Below are 1,596 nucleotides of genomic sequence, written 5' to 3'. Positions count from 1 at the left end.
GGTCTGTTCAGAGTGCGGAGCTGAACATCTGCGTGACGTAAACGCAGCAAGAAACATTCTTGCGGTCGGGCATGACCGTCTAGCTGTAGGAATCCCCGTTCTTTAGGGCGGGGAGGATGTCAAGTTCATCATTCATCAGGCCTTGGTCACTGTCAGGACTGAAGTATAAGGTCAGCAGGTGATCGTCTGAAAGGGGGGTATGATACTCTTCGTACCAGCCTCTTTGTCCTCTATAAACTCTTTCTCTATAAAAGTAATGGTGGTTCACACAGACTCGATCAAGTTCATCCACTGTTAGCGGTACTTTGAAATCAAACTTCTCTGCTGCTTTTTTGCATTGAGTCAGAATCCAGGCCTGACAATCTTTCGGGTCCAGCATGGATCGAATTATCCAGTTGTGAGGCGAACGACGCTGTATATATATAAATACTGCAAGTACCTATGCTCCCCTCGCCCCAAAGTAAGTGATCGAAATAGCACCAGAAGTTTTCGAAAATATTCTTCGATAGGCCGTCTCCCTCATTCCATTCTTCGTAGTCTTCTTTATACAGGTCGATCATTTCTGGCCAGTGTTGGTTGGCAATGCCAGAACTCTTTGGCGGATTCTTAAAGCGAATCACAGTACCGGAGATGTTCAGGGTTCGCCAGGGTGCCTGATTAAAATTCGGGCCACCTACCAGACGTTGTTTGGAGGCAAATAACCGGTTCAGCCATAACAACATCAGACATTTCCTCGCTTGAAACCCATCAGAGCCAGAAAGCTTTGGGTTTGACCGCCATAGGTACGCTCTACATGACTATTAAACCGGGCGGTACTCTTGAAAGGGTGCATATGGGGGTTAAGGCCCGCTTTGTCGAGCTTATTGGCGGCAATGTTTCGCAGTGAGCGAAGCTTGTGAGTAAAGGCATAAAGACCATAGGCGGTTGAGGTCAGTCCTGCTGCCATTAAAGTGTCAGAACTCATTGAACCTATCATCAGGCTGCCCGCCAGAAAGCCGTTACTCAGAGCACCGGCAGAACCACTGATGGCTTTGAACCGGTCATCTCTGGCCTGGTCTTTCAGTTCGCCCAGACGATCCTGATAGCCTTCTCCCAGAGATTCTATGGCCTGATACATACGCTTCGTACCCAAAACACGATTATTCAGGGCACTCCAGTCATGGCCATTGTATTTGATAACATCGTCGTGAAACTGAATGCTGTGCCCACGCATTTTCTGAATCACTGGGCCTATCTGTTGCTTAGGAAGGCCTGCAATCAACACTTCGTGTTTATCCAGTACTTGACCGTTTAATCGATCCAGGGCTTTTTCAAACAGTGAAAGGCCATCACCGTGGATCACCCATTGGACAGTCTGGCCACGATTCTGGGCCTGTAGCAGACCTCTGGCCACGATTCTGGGCCTGTAGCAGACCTCTGGCCAGTCGGTCGCTGGCGACGAAAATATTAGTCTGTTTCTGGGTGGGAGTTTTAACGGGTTTTGCGGAATTCTCCATCCATAGCGGCATTGCGTAGCTTTGTCGTTTGGATGGAGATGGATAGCAAACAGCCCGTAGAGGGCTGTCACTTCTCCGGCCTTTCTTGATTCTGAATATA

General features: G+C 48.6%; 3 protein-coding genes. 1 reads left to right on the top strand and 2 read right to left on the bottom strand.

The annotated features are described in order from the left end of the window. A partial coding sequence (locus ACR2PX_RS22185; RefSeq protein ID WP_433999696.1) for a zinc ribbon domain-containing protein occupies positions 1-106 on the top strand: 106 nt, incomplete at its 5' end. A gap of 205 nt (positions 107-311) precedes the next feature. Here ACR2PX_RS22185 and ACR2PX_RS22180 read toward each other — a convergent pair. Both ACR2PX_RS22180 and ACR2PX_RS22175 read right to left on the bottom strand, forming a co-directional pair. Beyond that, positions 312-722: a hypothetical protein gene (locus ACR2PX_RS22180; RefSeq protein WP_434001537.1), complete on the bottom strand. Its 411-nt coding sequence runs from the start codon at positions 720-722 to the stop codon at positions 312-314. Next, positions 722-1,596, bottom strand: an 875-nt coding sequence (locus tag ACR2PX_RS22175) for a hypothetical protein (RefSeq protein ID WP_434001536.1), incomplete at its 5' end; no start/stop codon positions are given. The genes ACR2PX_RS22175 and ACR2PX_RS22180, both read right to left, overlap by 1 nt.

This window comes from Endozoicomonas sp., from assembly GCF_051008435.1.
Taxonomy (GTDB): domain Bacteria; phylum Pseudomonadota; class Gammaproteobacteria; order Pseudomonadales; family Endozoicomonadaceae; genus Endozoicomonas_A.
This window is presented reverse-complemented; position numbering and strand designations above follow the sequence as displayed.

Coding starts and splice junctions, on each gene's coding strand:
- ACR2PX_RS22180 (WP_434001537.1), bottom strand. CDS start 722: ATGTTGTTATGGCTGAACCGGTTATTTGCCTCCAAACAACGTCTGGTA.